We start from the raw sequence: 15,974 nt of genomic DNA, 5'->3' as shown, positions 1-15,974 counted from the left end.
CATGAAAATACCAGCGAAGAACAGTGCAATGACAAAATTTCAGGCAATCAAACTAGTGCTGTTGATCTTGCTGGCACCCGCGGCGCTGGCGCAAAATGCGCAGCGCAGCTTGCAGAGCTTTACAGATAAAGGCGACCATCTGGAAGTCGTCACCAACGATGGTCGCTATCTGATTAAGCCTTATTCAGAGAAGATCATCGAGACTTCGTTTATCCCCAATGGCGAACGATTTAATCCTGAGTCGCATGCCGTGGTGTTGGCTCCCTCTAAGCTGAAGACGCAGATCACAGTAAGCGCCGCTGGCATTGAGTATGCAACAGTTGGGATGCTGGTTAGTATCAACAAGTCGCCATTTCAAATCAGCTATGCTTACAAGGGCAAGTCGCTGATTTCTGAAAAAAATGGCTATGCGAAAAAAGACGGTGCAGAGGTTTTAGATTTTAATCTCGATGCCAGTGAGGCCTTGTATGGTGCTGGTGCACGTGCCTTGGGAATGAATCGACGCGGGCATCGCCTGCCTTTGTACAATAAGGCGCATTACGGGTATGAAGAACGCTCTAGTCAGATGAATTTTTCTATGCCTTTGGTGTTTTCGTCAAAAATGTATGGCATCCATTTTGATAATGCCCCTATAGGTTTTTTGGATTTTGACAGTAAAAAAGAGAATGTGCTGGCCTATGAAACCATTAGCGGACGCAAGACTTATCAAGTAATCGCCGGTGACAGTTGGGAAGACATTGCAAGCAATTACACCAGTCTGACTGGTCGCCAAGCTTTGCCGCCGCGCTGGGCTTTCGGTAATTTTGCCAGTCGTTTTGGTTATCACAGCGAAGCCGAGGCGCGCTCTATTCTGGATAAATTTACAGCAGAACAAATCCCTGTGGATGCGATCATTTTTGATCTGTATTGGTTTGGTAAAGAAGTTAAAGGCACCATGGGTAATCTGGCGTTTGATAGGGATAACTTTCCGCAGCCTGAGAAAATGATGGCGGACTTTGCTGCCAAGGGTGTCAAAACCATCCTGATCACCGAACCCTTTATTCTGACGACATCGGGTAAATGGAAAGAGGCGGTGCAAAAAAAGATTCTGGCCACTGATGCGGCGGGCAAGCCATTTACTTACGACTTTTACTTTGGCAATACCGGTCTGATTGACATCTTTAAACCTGAGGCCCAAGCCTGGTTTTGGAATATCTATAAAGACTTAAAGCAGAGCGGAGTGGCTGGCTGGTGGGGCGATCTGGGCGAGCCTGAGGTACATCCTTCTGGCCTGCAGCATCAGAGCGGCTCGGCAGATCAGCTACATAATATTTATGGTCACAACTGGGCCAAGCTGATCGCGGACGGTTACCGTAAGGATTTTCCTGAACAAAGACCGTTTATCTTGATGCGTTCTGGCTACTCGGGCTCGCAAAGATTCGGCATGATTCCCTGGTCGGGCGACGTCAATCGCAGTTGGGGCGGCTTGAGTCCACAACCAGAAATCGCGCTGCAAATGGGGATGCAGGGCATGGCGTATATGCACTCTGATTTAGGTGGTTTTGCCGGTGCCAATCTGGATGATGAGTTGTACACGCGCTGGTTACAGTATGGCGTGTTCCAGCCTATTTTCCGCCCGCATGCACAAGAAGAAGTGGCGGCCGAACCGGTTTTGCGTGAGCAAAAGACCAAGGCCTTGGCGAAAGCGGCGATTGAATTACGCTATCGCTTGCTGCCGTATAACTACACTTTGGCCTTTCAGAATAGTCAGCAAGGCCTGCCGCTGATGCGCCCACTGTTTTACGAAGAGCCGAATAATGAAAAATTGTTTGGCGTTTCAGATAGCTATTTGTGGGGTCATGAGTTTTTGGTTAGCCCGGTGTTAAAAGCCGGTGTAAAAGAAATGCAGGTGTATTTTCCTGTCAAAAATAATTGGTTTGATTTTTATACGGATCAAAAATATACCGGTGGTAGTACTCAAACTGTGGCGCTACAGGCCGACCATATCCCTGTGTTCGTCAGGGGCGGAGCGTTTATTCCTATGAGTCGAACTATACAAAATACCAGCCACTACTCTAGCCGGGAGTTGGATCTGCATTATTACCATGATGCGGCGATCAAGACTAGCCAGGGCAAATTGTATGACGATAATGGCGAAACACCACAGGCGTTTGAGAAGGGCGCATATGGCCTGTTGCAGTTTTCTAGCGCATTAAAACAGCGTCAGTTGCAGCTCAGTCTTTCCTCAAAAATCGGCCCACATTATCAGGATGTGGACAGAACGCTGAGCTTGGTACTACACAATATTCAAAGCAAACCACATCAGGTTTTACTGCAGGGTAAAGCGGTCGATTTTGCCTGGGAGGAAAATAAAAAACTGGTCTCTGTCAAACTGGTTTGGCGTAAAAATACCAAGCAGATCGTGGCGATAAACTTTGGAAAGTAAGCGGTGGAAATATATTGAGAAAGTATAGGACTTCCGCAAAATTGCCCAAGCGTCGTTGTATCCGCCTTGGCATATTGAAGTACTGTCTTCGGCGGCACGCCTAGCTGGAACAATTTTGCGTAAGTCCTAAAGTAATTGTTTGAATCAGAACAGCATCGCGTATTGCCCAGACTACACTGTAGCCCTTTAATTATTTCGCTTTTTTGCATCGATGAACCTTAAAACTCTCGCTAAAAATCTCGGCATCTCTGAAACCACGGTTAGTCGTGCGCTGAACGGCTATCCCGAAGTCAGCGAGCGCACCCGTGAGCGGGTCTTGGCGGCTGCCGAGTTGGCTGGTTATCGCCCCAATCCCATGGCGCGCAGTCTGGCCTCGGGACGCACCAAGGTGGTTGGCATTATTCATCCTTTGTTGCCCAACGATTTAGCCGATCCCATGTTCATGCAAATCGTTGGCGGTATGGTCGGCGCGCTGGAAGCGCGTCAGATGGATCTGGTGATGGCACCGGTATCGGTAGAGCATGAGTTGCGTGCCTATCAGCATATGGTGAAAGAGCGCCGCGTCGATGGCTTGATCGTCGGACGTACCCGTTTGTACGATGAACGGGTCGCCTATCTGGCCAAGCATGGCCTGCCGTTTGTGGCACATGGCCGCACCCGCGTGAATGAAGCGCATGCCTGGTTTGATTACGATAATGAGACCGGCATGCATATTGCGGTTGACCATTTGCTGGCGCATGGGCATACCCGTATCGCGCTCATCAGTGCGCCGCTAGACATGAACTTTGCGCGTCAACGTTTTGATAGTTTTAAGCTGCGCTTGCAAGCGGCAGGCATCAAGCCTGATGCGCGTCTGTTGATCGCCAACACCATCGATAGACGTAGCGGCTATCTGGCAATGCAAGCTTTACTGGCGTGTCAACCAGCGCCGACTGCCGTGATCGTTGACAACCACATGTCCGGCGTGGGAGCGATGCGCGCTTTGTTGGACGCGGGCGTGCGCATAGGACAGGATATGTCGGTGATTGTCTGGGGGCAGATGGAGGATTCCCTAGCTGGTTATAACGTGACGACCATCGATCAACCGAATCCGGATAAGGCGGGTGCCAAGATGATAGAGATGCTGCTGGCTTTGCAGGGCGGCACCCCGCCTTCTGAGTTACAAGAACTATGGCAGCCGGTGTTACTGCCAGGCGAGACTGTCAGCAAAATTTGAGTTACTTAATTTTAAAAGCCTTGCGCAATGTAGATGCGCCTGCTGGCGGCATTTTGGCTGGAGAGCCGCATGGATACTGCGGATAGGTTTTAGATGTTTGGTTTGTCGTGATTGAATTTTAGGTCGAAAACTACGCGAAATTCAAAGCGCTTTGAGTTGCTGCCTTAATCTGATTCGGTATTTAGCATGCAGTGTGTCGTGTCAATAGTATGAGTGGACGTCGATGTAATACGTCACGTTTCCCAGTAAATAGTCCTTCGTTTTTTGTTTAGTAAACGTTTTTGAGAGTGAACCATGTCAGATCCGCGTAGCCTAATGCATCCTCCAGCGTCTCGTTCCACGCCGCAAACTAGCGGCTCGGCCACATCCACAGATTGGTGGCGAGAGGCGGTGATTTATCAGGTGTATCCGCGCAGCTTTCTCGATACCAATGGCGACGGCGTTGGTGATCTGCCAGGTATTACCGCCAAACTAGACTATATCGCCGCTCTGGGCGTGGATATCGTCTGGATCTCGCCTTTTTTTACTTCGCCTATGCGTGATTTTGGCTATGACGTGGCAGATTATTGTGACGTCGATCCTCTGTTTGGCAATTTGGCCGATTTCGATGCGCTGCTAGCGCGTGCCCATGCGCTTGGTTTGAAGATTATGATAGATCAGGTTTTATCGCATAGTTCGGACCAACATCCCTGGTTTGTCGAGAGTCGCCAGAGTCGCGACAATCCTAAAGCGGATTGGTATGTTTGGGTTGATCCTCAGCCCGATGGCAGCGCACCGAATAACTGGCTGTCATTGTTCGGCGGCTCGGCCTGGCAGTGGGATAGCCGGCGACGCCAATATTATTTCCATAATTTTCTGACCAGTATGCCGGACATGAACTTCCATCAGCCTGAGGTGCAGCAAGCACATCTGGATAATATGCGTTTCTGGCTGGAGCGTGGCGTCGATGGTTTCCGGCTCGATGCCTGCATCTTTAATTTTCACGATCAAGACTTGCGCAATAATCCTCCCGCTGTCAAGCAAAATACGGTCAGTGTGGCGGAGTGCAATCCGTATGGCATGCAAGCCCACGTGTATGACAATACTCGCCCCGAAAATCTTGTCTTCTTTCAAAAAGTTAGAAGCTTACTCAATGAATATGCGGCAGTGGCGATAGGCGAAGTTGGCTCAGATGATGCGCTCAGCGTGATGGCGCAATATACGGCCGATGGCGATAAATTACAGATGGCGTATAGCTTCAATCTCCTCACCAATGAGAAGTCGGCGCGGCATATCCGCACGCAGGTCGAGCAGTTTGAAGCCTATGCGCGGCAGTCAAAATTCTCGGGCGGTTGGGCTTCGTGGTCGGTCGGTAATCATGATGTTAATCGGGTTATGACGCGTTGGGGGGGCAAGGATGCGACACCGGCATTTGCCAATGTGATACTGGCTATGCAATTGGCTCTGAAGGGCACCCCTTGCCTGTATCAGGGCGATGAATTGGCTTTGACCGAGGCCGACTTGCCATATGAGGCGTTACAAGATCCGGTCGGTTTGACGTTTTGGCCTGAGTCTAAGGGGCGCGACGGCTGTCGTACGCCCATGCCTTGGGATGCCAATTTAAGACATGCCGGTTTTACTGAGGGCACACCGTGGTTGCCAGTGCCACCGGAACATCTGCTGTTAGCCGCCAGCCTACAAGAGCAAGCGCCTCTTTCTTCTTTGCATTTCGCCAGAAAGATCATCGCCTGGCGTAAAACCGTGGCGCAATTAAGTCTGGGTGAGATTGTCTTTTTTGATGCACCAGAACCCTTGCTGGTTTTTCGGCGCGATCTAGTTGGCATGCCGAGCGTGTTAGTCGTGTTAAATCTTGGTACAGAGGCAAGCACGTTTGATTTTCCAGAAAGCCTCGCATATGATGATTTACAAGGGCATGGCTTGCCTGGTGGGGCAAAACAAGGCGTAGTGAATTTGCCGGCTTATGGCGCCTGGTTTGGCATCCAGAAAGAAGTTTGAGTTTAATCAAATTTCAGAGGATTATCTGGGCATGAATTTTTTCATAATTAGTGAACGATTAACAACATGACTAATTTAAATCTGCAAGTGCAGCATAGCTTGGGCACGACTGTGCGCAAGCTATGCTCACGGGCTGCTACGATTTAGCGCAAGCACGTGTCTTGATTTGCGTTTGCCTGCCTTCAGTCGAATGCCTGCAGGCAACTTGCCAAACTCAAATGCGGTAGGCACAATGAAAAAAGTGCTCAATAAAATTTTAATGTTGTAGTAATAAGTCAATCCAGCACTCGGTGTAGCCAATTGAGGTGAAATTGAGATGAATGACCCATCGGATAATATTGATCTTGCTGAGGCCTTTCAGCGGCTATTTGAGATCGCGCCCGCTTTGGACTCCGCCAGCCTGGCAGCCGTGTACGGCGTGCGGCATGAAGTATATTGTCGTGACTTGGGCTGGGAACCCTTGCGCGAGAATGGTCAGGAGAGCGACGAATATGATAGACACTCTCTGCATTGCCTGCTCACTCGACGCGACACGAGAGAGGCGATAGGTTGCATACGCGTGATACTGACGCGAGCAGAAGACCCAGACTACCCACTGCCTATGGAGGATAGCTGTCGCGACGTAATCGACCGTTCTATCGCTGATCCAGTCGCTATGTCGCGCGATACCATTTGCGAAGTGTCGCGACTTGCTGTCATTAATGCATACAGGCAACGTAAGGGCGAAACCGCGGCACCGGTCTCTATCAGCGATGATGACTTCACGCCACGCGATGGGGTTCAGCGCTTTCCGTATATTCCTGTCAGTCTTTATCTGTCTGCCATTGCGATCGGCAATTTGTTCGGCATAGACAATCTTTTAGTTCTTACTGAGCCGCGCCTGGCTAATCATTTTTCGCGCATAGGTTTTTATATCCATCAAATAGGCGGAACGATAGAGCATCGTGGTACCCGCGCGCCCTCTTTGCTCAGCGCAAGTAAGACGGTACCAGGCTTGCGTCCTGCGATGCAGGCTTTGTATGCCGTAATCGAAAGCAAACTGGAAACAGCGTTTCGAGAACATCCTAGTGCTTTGAGGCAACTGCCACCTAAAATTACCTGATTTAAGTTTGACTGAATCTAAATGCCAACAAATCAGCATGGTATTAAGGAAATTGTCGAATTAATTATTGCTTATTCATCTAAGAGATAGAATAGTGCGATAGAAATATCTTCTGTTTTAATCATGTTTAAGTAAGGTTTTATTACTCTTATGGATGCAAATTTTAACTACGATGAGGCGTTTGCCCGCAATCTTGGATGGGTGACATCTGCAGAACAGCAGCAACTACGTCAAAAACGCATTGCCATCGCTGGCATGGGGGCAGTCGGTAGTGCGCATCTGATTACCCTGGTGCGCTTGGGAATAGAAAAATTTCACATCGCCGACATGGATACCTATGGATTGGTCAACTTCAATCGGCAAATCGGTGCCAACATGGCGACCATTGATAAGCCCAAAGTTGAGGTCATGGCGGCCATGGCGCGCTCGATCAATCCCAATGTGGAATTGAAAATTTTTCCAGCAGGCGTCTCGAAAGAAAATCTGTCAGAATTTTTGGCAGGGGTCGATCTATACGTCGACGGATTAGATTTTTTCGCGTTTTCGGCTCGTCAGGACACCTTTGCAGCCTGCGCATCTAAGCGGATTCCTGCCATTACGGTAGCGCCCTTGGGGATGGGAGCAGCACTATTCAATTTCTTGCCTGGCGGGATGACGTTCGAAGAATATTTTCTTTGGGGCGACAATACCGACGAAGAAAAAGCCTTGCGCTTTCTGGTCGGGTTGGCACCTGCTGGGCTGCATGGGGCCTATCTGGTAGATCCCGGCAGTATTAATTTCGCCGAACGCCGGGGACCGTCAACCATGATGGCATGTCAGCTTTGTGCCGGTGTGGCGGGAAGCGAGGCCTTAAAAATTTTACTGGGACGAGGCACGGTGATAGCCGCGCCACGTGGGGTTCATTTTGATGCATACCGCAACAAGCTGGTACATACCTGGCGGCCAGGGGGGAATAATAATTTATTGCAACGGCTCGCATTATCGATCACCAGAAAACGCTTTATGAAACCACAAGCTTAGACGTGTGAGCGGTGGATAGGCGCACTTGATTTCATTCATTAAATTCACTTTGGTAGAACTATGGACCTTGCAACCCAAGATGCAATTGCGCAGAGCGGTATATTGGCTCCCTCGGCAGATAATGGACTGCGCTACTATTTTGAATATCAGGATCACGCGATAGTGATTTGGGCGGATCAAGAATTTGTCAGCAATCCCGAAAGGCATAGACGCGTATTGGATTTGCTTGCTTATGGCGCGGCTGTAGAAAATATGCTGCTACGAGCCAGCGAGCTAGGGTTTTCGGCTAAGTTGAGCTGGTTTCCATCCGACGATCCTTTATTGATTGCGCGTTTAGATTTTCAGGCTAATTCCGGCATTCTGCCCGATGTTCTGGCGCATGCCATTCCTGACAGACAGACTAATCGACAAGTGTTCTATAAGGGCGCGCCGAGTGATGCGCAGCGTACTCGTATCAGCGTTGAGCTGGAAAAAATCCCCGGAGTTCGGCTAATTTGGCTGGAGGGAGCTGAGCGTAAGCTGGCCTTAAAATTGATTTGGCTAGCAGAGAGCGCCCGCTTCCAGTCGCAGCGTTTGCACCAGGAACTTTTTTCTTCAATCCGTTTTGACTTGAACTGGCGTGAGAATGCAGACTTTGGCTTACCACCTGCGTCGCTGGAAGTTGAGTCCTTGATGCGACCTATGTTCAAGGCGCTAAGACACTGGCCCTTAATGCGCGCACTGAACCTAATTGGACTGCATCGTGTCATGGGTATGCGTGCCGCTTATTTGCCTTGTGTACAAGCTCCTGCGTTGGCGCTAGTGTGTAGCAGTCTCCAACTGGATCAAGCTGCACTTGCGGTTGGTCGAGGCTTCGAACGCGCCTGGTTGTGCGCGACACTTGAGCGTCTTGCCTTGCAGCCTATGGCTGCATCGGTGGTGCTACCTCTGCAAAACGATGCAGATCAGGGAATCTCTAGCAAAGCACGCAGCCAATTGGCCGCCGGTTGGGAAGAGATCTGCCGAGGCGATACGCCTTTAATGATATTTCGCCTCGGAAGCATGGATAGCACCGCTGCGCCCACTCTCAAAACTGGCCGTAAGCCGCTCAGTTCATATCGGTTGTCGCGATAGATCAGCGTTTTATTTGATAGGACTAGCGCGAGTTTGTTGCTGCGATTTTGCGGAACTCACATAAGTGAATAAAGTATGGCTAGAGTTCTAAGTAGAGCGTACTGGCTGACAATGGCTTTTCTGGTCTAATGGAAAAGGAGTTTGTGCTTGAAAAAACCTATTAAGGATATTCGTTTTTAAGTAAATGTTTTGGTCGGGAAATGCTTAAACATAAAAGCTGTCGATATTTTTTACATTGCCGTTATGAAATGTTACAAATTGTAATAATTATCCATATAAAACAAGGACTTATGCGTTTCTTCTTTGTTGGCACGGTATATGCTAAATACCTAACGTAGCAGCAGAAGAGTTGAAGTTCACTTTATAACGGGAGTCTCAAAATGTTTAAGAAACTATTTACAAAAGGATCGATCAAGGGGCTGACTGCAGTGTTGGCGACCGTGGTCTCTTGCAGCGCATTGGCAACACCAGTGACACAATGGGAATTTGAAGTTAATAGCGGCTTTACCTCTTTCGCTCCAGTTGGGGTGACTGGTAGTAATCAAAATGCTTTTTTGAACGGCATTGGTGATCCTATGGCTGCTTCCTTATTATCTTGGGGCACCACAACCGGATTTGGCCAGTCCTCATTAGGTATAGGCGCGGCAACTAATGGTAATTTCAACGGTTCCTTGTTCACAAATGCTCCTGCTGTTAATACTGTGGAAGTAATTCACAATAATCGTCCAATTACCGGTACAAGTTTGGGTACTGCGCACCTAAAAGACGTCATTCGTTTGAAACGTTTGCTGCCACTTCCAACTGGTTCAGATCTTTTCACTGCATTGACATTTGATTTTAAGTTTAAAGAAACTCCGAATGAAAATCCTTGCACCGTCGCGAGTCCTACTCCTTGCAATGATATTTTAGTGGTGGATGCACTTGGTGCAGGTTTTGATCCTATTACTGGTAGCTTGACACAAAATTTTGTATATGAAGGTGATAATTATGCAGCCGTCTTGCATATAGTCGGTATGGGCGTACTCAGTAATGCGGCATGTGCTGATGCTGGTGCTCCTGTTGGGTGTTACGGGTTTACTACGGTAGAAAATGCAGAAAACAGATTTCAAGTTTCTTTAGAAATTCAAAATCGGATTCCTGAGCCAGCTTCGGTCGGCTTGGTAGGTTTGGCCTTGGTTGCTATGGGCTTGTCTCGTCGTCGCAAAGGTGTAAATAGCTAAGCTCCTATCGCGACTTAGTCGTGTAGAAGATACCCTCATGCGAGGGTGTCTTTTTTTTCTTTTTGAAAACATTTATACACGGGCTTGCAAGCATGTAATGGTTATTAAAGAACGAAAAGAAAATAAGCTATTCGTCTTATTGCACTTAAATCAATACTTTTTTTATAAATTGCCTGTGCTAGGCGGTTGGGTGGATGTGTGACACATTCCATCAGCAATACAGATCTCGCAAAAAATTTTCATCAGTTATTTGAGATTGCTCCAGCTTTGGATGTTGCTAGTATAGAAGCGGTATATCGAATAAGGCACGAGGTGTATTGCCGTGATTTGGGTTGGGAGCCGATTCGAGAGGATGGTTTCGAACGTGATGCCTATGATGAGCAATCAGTTCACTGTCTGTTGCGTAAGCGTGATACTGGTGAGTCTGTCGGTTGTACCCGTGTAATCTTACCGGACGCTGATGATCCTTATAAGCCATTGCCGTTTGAGATCAGTTGCGCAAAGGTCTTGGATCGGACAATTGTAGATCCTGCTACGATGGATCGTAGTACCATCGCCGAAGTGTCGCGTCTTGCTGTACGTAATTTTCGTCAACGCAAAGGCGAGAATATCACTGCCTTGTCAGTCAGCGATGGTGATTTTTCCCGTCGTGATGGCGTGGCGCGATTCCCCTTTATTCCTGTTAGCCTTTATCTGTCTGCAATTGCGATCGGGCAATATTTGGACATAGATAATCTATTCGTGCTGACCGAGCCGCGTCTCGCTAAGCATTTTGAACGTATTGGATTTGATATTCGTCCGATTGGTGGTTCTATTGAACATCGAGGTACGCGTATTCCCTCGCTGCTCAGCTCAGGCAATATCGTAAAAGACCTGCGACCGACAATTAAACCCTTATATGCGGTTATAGAAGCGTCAGTGCGAGAAGCATTTCACAAGCATAATTTTGAGCTTGGTAATCTTTCAGCCCCGTCCGCTTAATCTCCCTCTTCTTAGTCTCGACAATACGAAGCTAATTCCTGGCTTCAGGGCAACTTTGGGCAATTCCATTTACTCGTTGTCGCTTGTCTATGCTCTGTTAATAGCTATTTTGCAGACTATTCGCCTAATGAAACTCTCAACGCGAACGTCGGACACAGTATGAGCTAGTAACTGAAAATAATTAACGAATAAAAGATACGTAACTTACAAATTTTGTAGAAAAACTACTTATTTCTATGGATTTCTATTTATTTTATATAGGTTAATCATCCTCGACTCACAATTTGGAAGGTTTTTCTATTTGTAGTTATGCTACACTTTTGAATTTTGTAAGGCGGAACGTTTGATTGCTTTACTTGGAAAGAGGTGTTTGCAAATGTGTTCATGGATGGTTATAAGAAATTTCGTCGCTATTCACAAGATGACGCTAGTGTTTGGATGGTCTGGCTATTATTTGCAGGCATTGTTGAACATTGCAGGTATTTTTCTGATGGTGAGTAACGTAAGCGCACAGTCTCTTGAAAACCGAGTGCCACTCGCTGCATGTGATGCTTCGGAATTTGCGTCAGTTTTGCATGCTGCTCCAGTGAATTATGAAGCTGGTGCCTATTGGTTGAATCGGCAGTTCGTAAAATGGCCAGGAGTAGCAGAAGTCGGACAATTTCGTCTTTATTATTCAAAGTCAGGGCAGATTCAGGCAGCGATAGGTACTAGGCTGAAGGGTGCAGATGGTGTTGTATCGCTTACAGTATCTGACGAAAAATTGTCAGAAGCGCAAACCAGTCGTTTTCAATTTGTTGCGAACGGTGTCTTGCTGAAAATTTCTGCTAACGATATTCCGCGAATGTCAGATCTGCATAAGCAGCAAATTCTTTTGGTGCAAGAGAATGCTGATGGCGTGGTGCTTAAACTGGCATCCTTGCAAATAGCAGGTGCTCTCGATGATCTATATATTGCAGCGAAGAAAATTAAGGATTTAGGTGTTAGCGTGCAGGCGCGGCAGACCGGTTTTAAATTGTGGGCGCCGACTGCTCAAGCTGCAGGCGTGTGCCTCTATGACAAAGCGAATGGGCGAGCGAAAAGCTTTTTGCCTATGCAATGGAATGCTGCAAGCGGCGTCTGGTCCTTATTGAGAGAATCGGATCTTTCCGGTAGATATTATCAATACCTGGTCGATGTATACGTACCGGGCCTGGGCTTAGTACGCAACCGTGTTACTGACCCATATTCAATTAGTCTTTCCAGCGACTCCCGGCGTAGTTATATTGCACAATTAGATTCACCAAAGTTATTGCCCAAGGGATGGGGTGTTGCGCCTGTTCCGCGCAAAGGCTTGTTGCAAACGGATATGGCCGTGTATGAGTTGCACGTCCGTGATTTTTCTATCAATGATCCTTCGGTTAGTGTTGCGCATAGAGGCAAATATCTGGCTTTTACCGAGCCCGCGAGTCGTGGTATGCAGCATTTGCAAGCATTGGCAAATGCAGGAGTAACGGATGTGCATTTACTGCCGGTGTTTGATTTTGCTAGTGTGCCTGAGGTGGGTTGTGTCAACCCTTTGATACCTGGGACGGGCGGCGTGAATAGTGAAACTCAGCAGGCATTAACTAGTGTGACTTCGACGCGGGATTGTTATAACTGGGGTTATGATCCTTTTCACTATAGTGCGCCAGAAGGTAGTTACTCGACCAATGCAAATGATGGCGCGAACCGGATTCTTGAGTTTAGACGGATGGTGCAGGCTTTGCATAGAGCAGGTTTACGAGTTGGTATGGATGTTGTCTACAACCATACTGACTCTATCGGACAAAAAGCGACGTCGGTACTCGATAGAGTGGTACCTGGCTATTACCACAGGCTGAATGCAATAGGGCAGGTGGAGCAGTCCACCTGTACGCCTTGTGGAAATACTGCCACCGAAAATATGATGATGGCAAAGCTGATGATAGATTCGGTGGTGCAATGGGCCAGGCATTACCAGATCGATTCATTTCGTTTTGATTTAATGGCACATCAGCCTCGTGCGGTCATGGAGGAACTGCAAGCCAAATTAAGGGCGCAAACGGGGCGTGAGCTACAGTTGCTCGGTGAGGGGTGGAATTTTGGTGAGGTTGCCAACGGCGCTCGCTTTGTACAAGCATCGCAACTGTCCTTAAATGGGAGTGGCATCGCTACCTTTAGTGACCGTGGGCGCGATGCAGTGCGTGGCGGCGGGTTTGGTGATTCCGGTCAAGATTTGATGTTACATAAAGGTTATATAAATGGTCTTGCAGATCAAGGATCGTCTGCCTCTGATTTAGCGAAATCTGCCGACCTGGTACGCGTTGGTCTGGCTGGCTCTTTGCGTGATTTTTCTATGATGACTTATGATGGCCATTATAAAACCTTAAAAGAAATCGATTATGCGGGGCAGCCAGCGGGTTATGTGAGTGAGCCTAATGAGGTGGTGAACTATGTTGAAAATCATGATAATCAAACCTTATTTGATATCAATGTTTACAAGTTGCCGCTAGATATGAGCCGAGAGGATAGGGCTAGAGTGCAAATGCTGGGCGCTGCGATCACAGCATTTAGCCAAGGCATCTCGTACTTTCATGCAGGCGTAGATATTCTGCGCTCTAAGTCCATGGACAAAAATAGTTATAACTCAGGTGACTGGTTTAATCGCTTAGATTGGTCGTATCAGGATAACTATTTTGCGACTGGTTTGCCTCCTAAGGCCGAAAATGGAGATGCATATCAGATGATTGCGCCTTTATTGGCTAATCCATTGGTTAAGCCGAGTCCGGTAGAGATAGCCTTGGCACGTGACATGTTTCGTGATCTATTGAGAATACGTTCCAGTTCCAGTTTGTTTCGTCTGCGTAGTGCCGCCGACGTACGTCAGCGCTTGCGCTTCGAAAATCTGGGAACTCAGCAAAATGCGGCTTTGATTGTCGCGCATTTGGATGGGGGCGGCTATCCCGGGGCGAACTTTCGATCGCTACGGTATTTTATTAATGTCGCCTCTACACCGCAGCAGATAGAAATTTCCGATGCGCGCGGACTAGACTATATTTTGCATCCAGTTCATACCGATGCAAAAGCAGGGGATTCTCGTGTTCCTGCTATGGCGAAATTCGACTCCGCGAATGGGCGTTTTTTTGTGCCAGCGCGGAGTGCAGTGGTGTTTGTTCAGAAGTAGAATTACATTCGAAATCCATATTGTCACAGCAAAGCGCAGCATCGTTTGCCGATGTGACGGAGAAGTTTAAATAGAAATAGTGCGCGAAGAAAAAATGGCAGGAAGATTTCCCCCCCTATCATTTTTTCGTTCGGTATTTGATTAAAATATTTCGATCGAAATATTTAACCGCGAATACAAACGAGGATTGGATCTTAAATCCCATGCATAAGTTGGTGCTTAAGCATCCAGTTGTTCGATTGCGAATGCCGCTCCCGTGAGGGCTGCCAACGTGTCGGTGATTAAAGCGGTCGGGATTTGCTTCAGGTAGTTATCTAGCCGACCCTTGGCCTCAAAGCATTCACGAAAACGTGAACTAAAAAATCTTTCACCTAAGCGGGGTACTATGCCGCCTCCAATATAAACGCCGCCTCGCGCGCCCAATATCAGCGCGACATTACCAGCGAAGCTGCCTAATAAGGCGCAGAAAGTATCTAGAGTTTCTGAACAAATAGCATCGCTATGGTCAAGACCGCGTGCAACAATTATTTCTGCAGTCAATTGAGGTGATGGTGCTCCCCTTAATGTGGCAACGGCAGCGTGTAATACTGGCAGTCCTATACCTGAGAGTAGCCGTTCAGCGGAGACGTGAGGGTAAGTCTGGCGTACCTGGGCTAATACTGCACTTTCAAAATTATTCGTAGCGGCAAGGGTCGCGTGGCCACCTTCGCAAGGCAGTGCTATCCAACCTAGTTTGGTTTGGGTGACTCCCGCCACGCCCAAACCAGTGCCTGGGCCAATCACTGCCAGAGTGCCGCATGCAGTTGGTAGATCTTTATGTGCTCTTAATTGCGATGGATTAAGGCGAGGTAAAGACAGCGCCAGGGCTTCGAAATCATTGAGGACAAGAAAATTAGTTAGTTTGAGTTCGTCTTGTACTTTGGTTCTGGAAAAGCTCCAATGGCTATTGGTGAACGCCACTTGATCGTCAGTAACTGCGGTAGCTACCGCAAAGGCGGCCTTGCAAGGAGACTGAAAACTGTCGCCCATGATGTCTGATACTTCATCTAGATAAGTCTGTGTCGCCATGACCGGTGTCGCATGCAGCGCGACGGGAATAGTCCTAATGTGCGATATCTCTGCGTCCTTGCTCAGCTTTAATCCGAAGCGGGCGTTGCTGCCACCGATGTCCGCTAGTAACCATGGAAAGCTCGTGCCATTCGTTGTTGTCGTCAATTTAGCTGTCATAGTTGCAAAAATCCCCTGGTACGTTAGGTGGCTGGAATGAGGTCGAGAGAAGGGTCTCTAACTTGATCATAATTTTCAGTTAATGTAGCAAAACTACATTGCAAAAGCAATGGCTTTCGTGTTTTGCTTTAGCTGCGCTAGATTTTTTGCAGTAAATTTACTATTTTTTGGCCTTTTAAGACAATTTCTATTATTTTTGTAATAATTGATGAGTGATGGTGGTTATATTTTAAATATATATGACCCAAATTTGGATGTGTAGTTGAACTACTTAATTATGTACAAGTGATTAATATACCTGGCTCTTATTTGATGTTGAGCTAGCGCGTTTAGCTCTTGATGGGTCTGTATCGATAGGCCTTGACGAGGACATTTGTTGATACTTGGCAACTTTTTTAATTTCCGTCCGCAGACGAACTCTGTCGTCTCGCGTGTTGAGCGGCTTTCACACTTGATCTAGCAGGACTACAATGCTAACTGGTGCATATTTT

The 15,974-nt window shown here is 47.6% G+C and carries 10 protein-coding genes; 9 read left to right on the top strand and 1 reads right to left on the bottom strand.

Features of this window, described 5'->3' with window-relative positions; translation table 11 throughout:
- Position 1: 1 nt before the first annotated feature.
- From ACO0K8_RS21290 to ACO0K8_RS21250, 9 genes are all read left to right on the top strand, one after another.
- A complete protein-coding gene (locus ACO0K8_RS21290; RefSeq protein WP_422948662.1) occupies positions 2–2,425 on the top strand; it encodes a TIM-barrel domain-containing protein in 2,424 nt (807 codons plus the stop codon).
- Between the two features lie 211 nt (positions 2,426–2,636).
- The gene (locus tag ACO0K8_RS21285) at positions 2,637–3,641 is read left to right on the top strand and encodes a substrate-binding domain-containing protein (protein ID WP_422948661.1); all 1,005 of its coding nucleotides are present in this window, start codon (positions 2,637–2,639) and stop codon (positions 3,639–3,641) included.
- Between the two features lie 315 nt (positions 3,642–3,956).
- Complete coding sequence (locus tag ACO0K8_RS21280) at positions 3,957–5,636, top strand: alpha-amylase family glycosyl hydrolase (RefSeq protein ID WP_422948676.1); 1,680 nt, start codon at positions 3,957–3,959, stop codon at positions 5,634–5,636.
- Between the two features lie 316 nt (positions 5,637–5,952).
- Positions 5,953–6,738 (top strand): PEP-CTERM/exosortase system-associated acyltransferase, encoded by a 786-nt coding sequence (locus ACO0K8_RS21275; protein WP_422948660.1) that lies wholly within the window; start codon positions 5,953–5,955, stop codon positions 6,736–6,738.
- Positions 6,739–6,888: 150 nt separating this feature from the next.
- A complete protein-coding gene (locus ACO0K8_RS21270) occupies positions 6,889–7,758 on the top strand; it encodes a ThiF family adenylyltransferase (RefSeq protein WP_422948659.1) in 870 nt (289 codons plus the stop codon).
- A 60-nt stretch (positions 7,759–7,818) separates the two neighbouring features.
- Positions 7,819–8,871 (top strand): hypothetical protein, encoded by a 1,053-nt coding sequence (locus tag ACO0K8_RS21265; protein ID WP_422948658.1) that lies wholly within the window; start codon positions 7,819–7,821, stop codon positions 8,869–8,871.
- 380 nt (positions 8,872–9,251) lie between these two features.
- Positions 9,252–10,091 carry a THxN family PEP-CTERM protein gene (locus ACO0K8_RS21260; protein ID WP_422948657.1) on the top strand — a complete coding sequence of 280 codons (840 nt, stop codon included), beginning with the start codon at positions 9,252–9,254 and terminating at the stop codon, positions 10,089–10,091.
- Between the two features lie 198 nt (positions 10,092–10,289).
- Complete coding sequence (locus tag ACO0K8_RS21255; RefSeq protein WP_422948656.1) at positions 10,290–11,072, top strand: PEP-CTERM/exosortase system-associated acyltransferase; 783 nt, start codon at positions 10,290–10,292, stop codon at positions 11,070–11,072.
- A 421-nt stretch (positions 11,073–11,493) separates the two neighbouring features.
- The gene (locus ACO0K8_RS21250; RefSeq protein ID WP_422948655.1) at positions 11,494–14,256 is read left to right on the top strand and encodes an alpha-1,6-glucosidase domain-containing protein; all 2,763 of its coding nucleotides are present in this window, start codon (positions 11,494–11,496) and stop codon (positions 14,254–14,256) included.
- A 219-nt stretch (positions 14,257–14,475) separates the two neighbouring features.
- On the opposite strand, the gene glk is transcribed toward ACO0K8_RS21250, so the two are convergent.
- Positions 14,476–15,483 (bottom strand): glucokinase, encoded by a 1,008-nt coding sequence (gene glk / locus ACO0K8_RS21245; protein WP_422948654.1) that lies wholly within the window; start codon positions 15,481–15,483, stop codon positions 14,476–14,478.
- Between the last annotated feature and the right edge of the window lie 491 nt (positions 15,484–15,974).

This window comes from Undibacterium sp. Ren11W (assembly GCF_049340485.1).
In the GTDB taxonomy this organism is placed as follows: domain Bacteria; phylum Pseudomonadota; class Gammaproteobacteria; order Burkholderiales; family Burkholderiaceae_D; genus Undibacterium.
The sequence above is the reverse complement of the archived record's forward strand: the minus strand, read 5'-3'. Positions and strand labels throughout refer to the sequence as shown.

Bases quoted from the DNA above. Each gene is read 5' to 3' on its own strand.
- ACO0K8_RS21290 (WP_422948662.1), top strand. From the start codon at position 2: ATGAAAATACCAGCGAAGAACAGTGCAATGACAAAATTTCAGGCAATC.
- ACO0K8_RS21250 (WP_422948655.1), top strand. From the start codon at position 11,494: ATGACGCTAGTGTTTGGATGGTCTGGCTATTATTTGCAGGCATTGTTG.
- glk (WP_422948654.1), bottom strand. From the start codon at position 15,483: ATGACAGCTAAATTGACGACAACAACGAATGGCACGAGCTTTCCATGG.
- ACO0K8_RS21270 (WP_422948659.1), top strand. From the start codon at position 6,889: ATGGATGCAAATTTTAACTACGATGAGGCGTTTGCCCGCAATCTTGGA.
- ACO0K8_RS21285 (WP_422948661.1), top strand. From the start codon at position 2,637: ATGAACCTTAAAACTCTCGCTAAAAATCTCGGCATCTCTGAAACCACG.
- ACO0K8_RS21260 (WP_422948657.1), top strand. From the start codon at position 9,252: ATGTTTAAGAAACTATTTACAAAAGGATCGATCAAGGGGCTGACTGCA.
- ACO0K8_RS21265 (WP_422948658.1), top strand. From the start codon at position 7,819: ATGGACCTTGCAACCCAAGATGCAATTGCGCAGAGCGGTATATTGGCT.
- ACO0K8_RS21280 (WP_422948676.1), top strand. From the start codon at position 3,957: ATGCATCCTCCAGCGTCTCGTTCCACGCCGCAAACTAGCGGCTCGGCC.
- ACO0K8_RS21275 (WP_422948660.1), top strand. From the start codon at position 5,953: ATGAATGACCCATCGGATAATATTGATCTTGCTGAGGCCTTTCAGCGG.